General features: G+C 45.0%; 6 protein-coding genes. 1 reads left to right on the top strand and 5 read right to left on the bottom strand.

Annotated features, from left to right (window positions below; translation table 11 throughout):
* Positions 1-881: 881 nt before the first annotated feature.
* The gene (locus tag PHF18_RS02070; protein WP_300097651.1) at positions 882-1,934 is read right to left on the bottom strand and encodes a metal-dependent hydrolase; all 1,053 of its coding nucleotides are present in this window, start codon (positions 1,932-1,934) and stop codon (positions 882-884) included.
* A 251-nt stretch (positions 1,935-2,185) separates the two neighbouring features.
* Between PHF18_RS02070 and PHF18_RS02065 the strand changes: the two genes are divergently transcribed.
* Complete coding sequence (locus PHF18_RS02065; protein ID WP_367279125.1) at positions 2,186-2,314, top strand: Fe-Mn family superoxide dismutase; 129 nt, start codon at positions 2,186-2,188, stop codon at positions 2,312-2,314.
* 203 nt (positions 2,315-2,517) lie between these two features.
* Here PHF18_RS02065 and PHF18_RS02060 read toward each other — a convergent pair whose 3' ends face one another.
* The 4 genes from PHF18_RS02060 to PHF18_RS02045 form a co-directional block, all read right to left on the bottom strand.
* Positions 2,518-3,666, bottom strand: a complete 1,149-nt coding sequence (locus PHF18_RS02060; RefSeq protein ID WP_300097649.1) for an RNA-guided endonuclease TnpB family protein — start codon at positions 3,664-3,666, stop codon at positions 2,518-2,520.
* 220 nt (positions 3,667-3,886) lie between these two features.
* Positions 3,887-4,729, bottom strand: coding sequence for a dienelactone hydrolase family protein (locus PHF18_RS02055; protein WP_300097648.1), 843 nt, complete (start codon positions 4,727-4,729; stop codon positions 3,887-3,889).
* Between the two features lie 139 nt (positions 4,730-4,868).
* Positions 4,869-5,963, bottom strand: a complete 1,095-nt coding sequence (locus PHF18_RS02050) for an SWIM zinc finger family protein (RefSeq protein ID WP_300097646.1) — start codon at positions 5,961-5,963, stop codon at positions 4,869-4,871.
* 2 nt (positions 5,964-5,965) lie between these two features.
* Positions 5,966-9,217: a DEAD/DEAH box helicase gene (locus PHF18_RS02045; RefSeq protein ID WP_300097644.1), complete on the bottom strand. Its 3,252-nt coding sequence runs from the start codon at positions 9,215-9,217 to the stop codon at positions 5,966-5,968.
* Positions 9,218-9,231 lie beyond the last annotated feature (14 nt).

Raw genomic sequence — 9,231 nt, 5'->3', positions numbered from 1 at the left:
AAAGGGCTTCACGTTCATCTTCGGTAAGTGTCACAGTGTATCTATTCATGATTGATCCTCTTGGATTCATTATGAACAGTATACAATATATTCTTCACGACATTTCGCTGTTGACTCGACACTAGCTTATTGGTGAAAACGCTTCTTTCATGACTGCTACACTTGAAAGTTTGATTAGCTTTTTGATGAATTTTCCGAATTCTGTTCGACTCAACAATCAGGCACTCAGATAAGAACTTTCCATTATATGATTTCAGATCATCACAAACTTCAAAAGGATAAATTACAATCCCTTCGCTTTCTTTTGAAAACCAACTGATTAGCCCAAGTATAAAAATAAGAACAACAATAATTATAAACAACTCTATAAAAGATACTAGTAAAGAGATTACTTTGTCTAGAAAAAAAGTAAAAGATATAAGTATTCCATTTATGTGTAATATCCAAAACTTTATGGAAATTATTACTAGAAAGATTACTGTGTATAGAAAAGAAGTAACAAAGGTAAATACTCCATTTATATACGATATATTAACCGGAAATGAAATTTGAAGGAATAATCCATTCGAAAAATATACTAAAGTAAATAACCGAGTCAGATATTCGAGAAAACTGTTAGCATAAATAGAGTTCTCAGAAATTGTAAAAAACAGTAGTTCCTCAAACATGTTCCCCACACGAATATATTAATTCATATTTTATAATTGACTGAATCATATATTAAATTATCAGATAATTTTTATAAAAAAAGAAACATTTTTAGGTTTGGCAGGAACGTTTTTTATCTCCACATCCTTTATATATATACTAATCTGAAATCAATGAAACTTTTTTGAGAATATATAATATTTCAGATCGAAAACACATAAACCAATCTTGATTTATCCAAACCAGTTATTCCCCAATTTCTCTTCCTTTTCCCCCTGCATACTTGCATATGCCACATAATCCCCGCTCTCCGTATCAAAAACAAACCTGTAAACCGTTCTAAAATACGCCCACATCCCAACATAGGGATTCCTGGCATCACTCAGCATGACAGTTACCGAGCCGTTTTCTTCCGAAACCGAATAAACAGGATAATCGACTTCCTGAGGGACACCTGTCAGGTACAGATTTTCGGATCTTTCGGTGTAAGCGGAGGCACCGGGGACATCGCCGGTCACGTTGATTTTTTCAATATAATCGCTTCTTTCGATCCCTGACCAGTAGCTGACTTCCATAATCTTGTAGTATGTGGAGTTATAGGAATATGCGGTAAGGAACTTTCCGGGCGAGGAAGGGTAGGTATCCTGATAGCTGATTTTTGTACCCTCTGCGTCGGAAATATTATTCACAAGAAATATTTTTGCCACCGGCAGCACTGTAAGCCAGACCACCAGCACAACTGCAAGGGTTTTATAGAAGCTGCGCCGGTTTTCGGTGACAAAGGTACAGAAGTTCTTGAATTTGCCGTTCCATTTCCCCCGGCTTTTCAAATATCCCACAAATACGACAAAAAGGGGCAGCAGAGGAAGGAGGTTTGCCAGTGGGTCGAAGAAGTAAACTGCTCCCATGATGGACGTATCAGTGCTGAAAGGGTATAAGGGGCGCATTTTCCAGCTGGTGGCGTAATCCAGATAGACGTGGGAGAAGATGGCTGCAAACCCGGCAGCCGTAAAAAGGTGGTCTTTTGTCTTAAGCCAGATAAGAGACGTGACAAGCAGGATGAAAAGAATGGAATGCATGAACTCCCTGTGGCCCAGCAGGTAAAAGAGCTGGTTTCGGGTCTCATGGCTTACGCTGTCGCTGACGAGGGTGAACAGGATGTACGGGATGAAATCCAGGTCAGGGAGGATTGACAGGAATCCCAGAACGTTACGTTTTTTTCCTTTGAAGCCAAGAGCCAGAGCAATCAGAAAGCCGACTCCCAGGTGGGAGAATGTGTTTACCATTTTTTATCCCTGAATGAATTTTCGTTTTCACTTTTTATAAAGCACAATTAGTTGGTGAATAACCCGAATACATTTCTACAAAAGTATCTCATAGTTTGTATCTTTTACCTTTAATCTTTTATCTTTGATCTGTTATCTTTAACATTTTATATTTGATCTTTTATATTTAGACAGATGCGACATACAACTATATTCTTCATTTAAAATTACCGTATGGCGATTTAACATGTATTTGAATCGATAAAACAGTCATGGCTCTTGATGTGTGGGAGCATGCCTACTATATTGATTACAAGAATGATAGGGGCAAATTCATAGAAGGATTCTGGAACATTGTCGACTGGGAAGAACTCGACAAGTACTTTAAAAATATTAAATAATAATCGGAAAGTTATTTTTTAAATATATTTATTCCATTCCGATTACATTTTTTAATTACAGTTTTTTAAAAAGTAATCGGAAATTACATTTATTCGAAAGTGAACTACCCCTCCCTAAAACTTTCGCTTAATAGCTCAAGTTTTTGAGGAAGGAGCTTCCTGCTTCATACTTGACGGTTGCCGTTTTTTCCAAGTCCACAGGCTCAAACTGTAGTCCCTACAGCAATTTTCTTAATATTGATAGCGGCATTAATGTCTCTATCATGGAAAGTTCCACATTCAGGACATTGCCACTCTCTAATATCTAAACTTAATTCGGAATTATGATAACCACAAACATTACAATTTTTAGAGGAAGGTTCCCATTGACCTATCTTTATTATTGTTTTTCCAACCCATTCAGCTTTATACATTAACTTCTGTACGAAACTATACCATGCTGAATCTGATATTGCTTGCGCTAATTTGTGGTTCTTTTTCATTCCACTAATATTTAAAGTTTCTACAGCTATTGCTTGGTTTTCGCTTATTAGCTTAGTTGAAACTTTATGTTGAAAATCATGTCTCTGGTTACTTATTTTCTCATGAATTAACGCCAATTTTCTTACTGCTTTTCTCCGGTTATTTGATCCTATTACTTTCCTTGATACTTCCCTTTGTAAGAATTTTAACCTCTGCAAAGAAGCTTTCAAGAATCTAGGATTATCTATTTTTTCCCCATTAGAACAGGCGGCAAAAGTATTAATTCCTACATCTACCCCTACCATTGTAGCATGAGAATATTCTTGTTTTTCTTGAAGTTTTTCTCCATCCTCAGTTAAAATACTAACATAATATTTCCCTGTAGGAGTTCTGGAAACAGTTAATGTTCTCAGAAATTCAGCATTATTATCATGTTTAATAATATCGCTTTCTAGTTCCATTTCTTTAAAAAGCGGTCTGTGCATCTTAACTTTTATCCAACCCAACTTCGGTAACAATATTTTGGAAGTTGCAAAGTTAATGCTATAGTGTTGAGGAATTTGAAAGGAAAAATGGTGATCTTTCTTGTGTTTCTTTTGAGGATACCTTAATTCATCTTTGAAAAAATGATTAAACGCTGAATTAAGGTTTCTACTTGCTTGTTGCAATGCTCCTGCATTAACTTCTTTCAACCAGGGATACACTTCTTTCAAAACTAAGAGGTAATTATTAAGGTCAAATTCCGAGAGACTTATTCTGAATTTTTTATACATTAACGATTTGATTTCAAGGAGTTTATTATAGACAAAACGACAGCTACCGAAGTGTTTTTCCATAAGAGATTTTTGCTCCTTATTAGGGTAAATTCGGTATCTGTTACCTCGAAGCATCTTTATAATATACTCTTTGTAACTATATGGAGATATACGAAATTATTATCTTCGGATTGTGGGGAAGTTGACGCTCTCATCTACCGGATTGTCCGAGGAAGGAGTCTTCCCGCTTCGGGAGATAAACCTGTAACCCTATTTAAAATAAGCTCGCCAGATAAAATAAATCGATGAGAGGGATTACCCTCTCAGGTCACTGAGATGAATTATCCAGGGTCTCTTAATTCAGCGTCCTGTTAAAGAAATCTGTCATCTCCCCATATGCGTCCTGTGCGACAAAACTCTCTGAAAGCCTGCCGTCTTTGATCATGAAGCCGTGAGGTTCCCCCTGGTAAACTTTCAGTTCGAAGTATTTGTCAGCAGCATCCAGTTCGCCGGCGTATCTGTAGATGTCTGTGATATTGCTTGGTTCGTCACGGGTTCCGTGAATGATAAGCATAGGCACATCAAGCTGGTTTATCAGGCTTGCCGGCTCATTTGGCTGGATCTCAGACCCGCCTGAGTAAGGGAAACCATACCAGGCAACTCCTGACTTGAACTCCTTGATCTGGGGCAGGAAGAGCATAGTATATCTGCCGCCTGCACAAAAGCCGGTAAGGCCCAGTTTCTCCGGATCAACATCATCCCTGCCCTCAAGGTAACTTACGCTGTTTCTGACAAGGGCTTCCACTTCTGAATCAGGAGGAGAACGGGAATAGGTCTGCCACTGAGGAGCGACCACCACAAACCCGTCTGCTGCCAGCATGTCCACCATTTCCTGGTATCCTGCTTCAAACCCGTTAAAGGAATGAATCAGCACCACAGCCGGGTATTTTCCCTCTGCAGCCGGAGCAGCAGTATAGGCAGGATAGGCCTGGCTTTCACCTGTGATGTTGACGGTTTTATTTAGGATTTCAGTTGAAGTGCTCCCTGAAGCTTTGGGAATAGTTGAGACGTCGGAAATGGGTTCAGGAGAATCTGGGTCAGGGACCTCTGGTTCGGAATTCCCCGAGTCTGTACAGCCTGAAATGCCAATAAGGCATACTATAAGCAAAAACATCAGTAATATATATTTTATTTTCAATTGTACCCCCCACGTAAGTATCTTTCCTATAAGGCAATCTAATTCTGATCTGGAAATTTTATCCTGACAATTTGCCTTACCCGTATATTTGTATTCGTTAGCAGAAAACTTTACCCCTTAGGAAAAGGGCAGGAGATATTCATTTCCTCTCCCCTAAAAAGACCCTCATCCCCGCAGGTGAAGCTTTACTGTAGATCTCTTCCAGAACCTCAAGCAAATCCTCTTCCCCACGCCAGAAAGGAAATTTCCCGAGCCTTTTCGGGAGGGCTGCCGGGACCGGAGGGATGTGGGCTTTGAGGCTGGGACCCTTTTCCTCTTCAGGGCTTTCCGGAGATCTGCCCCAGAAGGCTTCCGGCTCAAGGGGCAGGGGCGCTGGGGAAAAAGGAGATGTTTCTGCTTCGGTTCTGGTTCCGGTCTCAGCTATAGTTTTTATTCCACCCCCGATTTCAGCTACAGTTCCAGTTTCTGCTCCGACTCCGGTTCTGGTTCCGGTTCTGGCTCCGGTTCTGGTTTTGGCTCCAGTTCTAGCTTTGGCTCCAGTTCTAGCTTTGGCTCCAGTTTCAGTTTCAATTTCATTGTCGGGTTCTTTGATATATATTCCGGATTCCGATGCCTGTTCCCCGGATTCCAGGTCCGGGCCTCTTCCCAGAAGGGACATGAAATCGTCCATATCCACTCCTCTTAGCTTGAAAATGAGGAAGGGGTCCCTGTCAAACTCTTCCCCGAGCAGGTAGTAGACGGCTGCGATGTGCTTGCACGGGTTGGACCAGTCCGGGCAGGAACAGTCGGTTTCAAGGTCATCGAGCGTTTCGGGAAAGAGGGAAAGTCCGGATTCTTCAAAGACAGCTTCAATGTCTTCCGGCATCTCACCTGCTAGGAGCTTTGCTGCAAAGATGGGTTTCAGGGAAAGTTTTTCGGCAAGGAGATCCCATTCGGAACCGTTCAGGGTCCTGACCTTAATTGTAACGGAATAAGGTTTCGGCTTTGAGCCCTGGACTTTTGCCTTCACAAGCCCCGTTTCTATCTTTATGGATGTTACCTGGCCTTTTCTGGCATAGCTTTTTCCGCGGGTCAACCTGGCCCCGATGTTAAAGCTTTCAAGGGTCTGAATCCAGCGTTTAGCCCACCAGCTCTGGGCAAAGCCTCCACGTTTCGATTTTGCCTTGATCCCACCCTTTACCTCAATGGGTGTTGTGGGCTTGTAATAACCATAATCATCCCGATAAGCTGCCATTTTTATTCACCTACCGCTTCTTCTCTAAGGGCAAACAGGTCCTTCAATTCCTCATTGGAAAGTTCCGTCAGCCAGCCTTCACCTGTGCCGACAACGTTTTCTGCAACCTGTACTTTGCGCTCGATAATCTCGTCGATTCTTTCTTCAAGGGTGCCTGCACAGATGAACTTGTGCACCTCAACGTTTTTCGTCTGCCCGATACGGAACGCCCTATCAGTAGCCTGGTTTTCCACAGCCGGGTTCCACCAGCGGTCAAAGTGGAAGACATGGTTGGCTCCGGTCAGGTTAAGCCCCGTACCTCCGGCTTTGAGGGAGAGGATGAAGATCGGGAGATACTCTTTTCCTTCCTGGAAGCGCTCGACCATCCGGTCCCGCTGCTTTCTGGAAACTTCTCCGTACAGGAAGATTACTTCACAGCCGAAACGTTCCTGCAGGTGCTCTTTTAACATCCTGCCCATCTCCGCAAACTGGGTGAATACAAGGGCTTTTTCCCCGTTTTCAAGGATGGTTTCAAGCATTTCCGAAAGCCTTGCAAGCTTTCCGGACCTATCCGGGATGCTGGAGTTGTCCTTAAGGAACTGGGCAGGGTGGTTGCAGACTTGTTTGAGTCTCATAAGCGTAGAGAGGATGATGTCTCTTCTCTGGATACCCTCGGCTTCATCTATTGCTTCTTCCACATCCTTGAGGACTGCGGCGTAAAGGGAAGCCTGCTCCTTTGTAAGCGTGCAGTAGGTCTTCATCTCCATTTTCTCCGGCAGGTCGGAGATGATCGACTGGTCGGTTTTCAGGCGGCGGAGGATGAAGGGGCCTGTTATATCTTTTAGCCGCTGGGTAGCATCCTGGTCGTGTTCAGCCTGGATAGGGATAAAGAAGTTTCTTTTAAAACTTGCACGGTTTCCAAGGAAGCCCGGGTTTAAAAACTCCATGATGGACCAGAGGTCTCCCACATTGTTCTCGACCGGGGTCCCTGTAAGGGCTATCCGGTAATCCACCTCCAGGGCCCGGGTCGCTTTTGCCTGTTTAGTCTCCGGGTTCTTGATGTTCTGGGCTTCATCAAGCACAACTCCTGCCCAGGGGACATCTTTTAAGAACTTGATATCCCTCTGAAGGAGCCCGTAACTTGAGACAACAATAGCGTGTTTCTGTGCCTCCTCCATAAACTCCATTTCCTTTTTTCGGCTGACGCCGTGGTGAACCATTACAGGAAGTCCCGGAGTAAACTTCGTCGCCTCTTTTCTCCAGTTATTGATCACTGAAGTCGGACAGACAAGCAGGACAGGTTTCCGGTCCCGGGCTTCAACTTGTTCCCAGTCCCGCTGGATAAGGGCAAGGGTCTGGATGGTTTTCCCAAGCCCCATGTCATCTGCAAGGCAGGCGCCAAGCCCCCACTGCCGCAGGAAAGCAAGCCAGGAATACCCGCGGACCTGGTAAGGGCGAAGCGTCCCGGAAAAGGCTTCCGGAGCTTTGAGTTCTTCAAACCCTGCCCTGTCCTTCAGCTGATGGATAAGTTCTTCGATCCAGCCTGTCGCGTTGAGCCCTTCAAAGTCAAAACCTTCGGCTTTTTCGGAAGCTCCAAGCGCCATCTTTACAACATCCCGCAGGCTTGCTTCCCCATGTGGGTTCTTTTTCCAGAACTCAAGGGCAGCCCGGATTTCCTTATCGTTTACCTCGACCCACTGCCCGCGGATCTTCACAAGCGGAGACTTGAGCTCTGCCAGGGCCAGCAGTTCTTCAATGGTCAGCGCCCTGTCCCCGAGGGCAATTTCCCAATCAAAGTCGATTATTTTGTCAAGGGTCAGCCCACTTCCGGGCTGCTGCTGCTTGCCCTGGACCTTTGCCTGGGCTCTTAAATAGGCTTTTGTACCTTTACGGGTCCACCAGCCCGGAAGCAGCATTCCGAAACCAGCCTGGCTCAAAGCCGCTGCTTTTTCGGTCAGGAACTCATACGCTCCCCGGCTGTCCAGGGCATAGCCGGAAGGGTTGGGAACCTCAAGGCTGGCAGCAATTCCTGTACTGATGCAGGCTGCCTGCCCTAGAGATGAGAGAAGGAACTGGCGAATGTTTTTCACGTCATACCTTTTCAATGGGCTTCCCTTTTTTGGCTTCCATGCTTCTTTTACGGGGATCAAGAGGCTTGGGTCTTCATATGGCTGGAGTAGATAGCGGATGTACCACAGACTCTCCGGGACTTCTATGCCCGCAGCTACTTCGGTTTCTTCCCCTCCTTCAGGTACTTCCTCTTCTTCCCCTTCCTCCCCTTCTTCAGGTTCTTCCAGGCGGAAGCAGAGCCTGAAAGGAGAAGTGGTCAGGATGGCGAGGGGGCGCTGCCACTCCAGGGTCCGGGCTGCAAGTTGAATAATCTCATTTTCGTCTCCGTGGATTAGCCTGTCCTGGTTTTGCAGGGCGTAGACCCAGGCATCATGGATGCTGTCAAAAGAAGGAGATGAAGGCTTTTTGTGCTTCTTTTCAGGGAGCTCTTTTTTCTCAAACGCAGAGCGGACAATGTTGTCAAGAGACCCGGCAATAAACTCCCGGAGCACAGAAACTGCAGGCATTTCCGGAGGTTGGGCTGGAAGCTCAGGAGGTTGGGCTGGAAGCTCAGGAGGTTGGGCTGGAAGCTCAGGAGGTTGGGCTAAAAGCTCAGGAGTGGGATTTTGAGTAAGAGCCCTGGCGACAGGGGGCATTTGCTTTGCAAGTTTTACCAGCCTTTCCGCATCCTCTCCGGCAAATACAGGTTCCCAGATAGCCACGTATTTTCCGTCCTCAACCCTGACGCCTGGCAGGTATTTCTGTCCGGTTGCCAGAGAACCTGCAAATTTAAGGGCTTCCGCCCACCAGATGAGGTCATTCCCAGGAATTATGCCGGGGGCCAGGACCTTTTTTCCCATACAGGTGCAGAGAAAGTCCGTAAGCTCGCCGGCTTCCAGAAGGTATGCAGAAACATTCCAGGGAGACAGGGTTAACTTTGCCTTCGAATCCGGAGTGTCGGCAATTAGAGGGCTTGAAGGGATGGGACTTCCGGCGCGGGTTGGCATCCAGACAGTAATATTTTTTGCCTTTCTCCGGCCGATGTCGACTGAAAGTACCTCAAAGGCAGAGGAAAGACCTTCAACACCTGCATCGAAAAGATAGGGTTTTTCCACAGGATTTTTTGGGGGCCTTCCCCGTTTAACTGCTAAATTCTCCTCTTCAGCAGGGCCTTCGCCCCATACAAAAAACTGTTTTTCATCCCTTCCGGCATGCAGGATAATCATAATTGATTAAAAGC

The sequence above is a fragment of the Methanosarcina sp. genome (assembly GCF_028693135.1).
Lineage (GTDB): Archaea > Halobacteriota > Methanosarcinia > Methanosarcinales > Methanosarcinaceae > Methanosarcina.
The sequence above is the reverse complement of the archived record's forward strand: the minus strand, read 5'-3'. Positions and strand labels throughout refer to the sequence as shown.

Bases quoted from the DNA above. Each gene is read 5' to 3' on its own strand.
- PHF18_RS02060 (WP_300097649.1), bottom strand. From the start codon at position 3,666: ATGCTTCGAGGTAACAGATACCGAATTTACCCTAATAAGGAGCAAAAA.
- PHF18_RS02070 (WP_300097651.1), bottom strand. From the start codon at position 1,934: ATGGTAAACACATTCTCCCACCTGGGAGTCGGCTTTCTGATTGCTCTG.
- PHF18_RS02045 (WP_300097644.1), bottom strand. From the start codon at position 9,217: ATGATTATCCTGCATGCCGGAAGGGATGAAAAACAGTTTTTTGTATGG.
- PHF18_RS02050 (WP_300097646.1), bottom strand. From the start codon at position 5,963: ATGGCAGCTTATCGGGATGATTATGGTTATTACAAGCCCACAACACCC.
- PHF18_RS02065 (WP_367279125.1), top strand. From the start codon at position 2,186: ATGGCTCTTGATGTGTGGGAGCATGCCTACTATATTGATTACAAGAAT.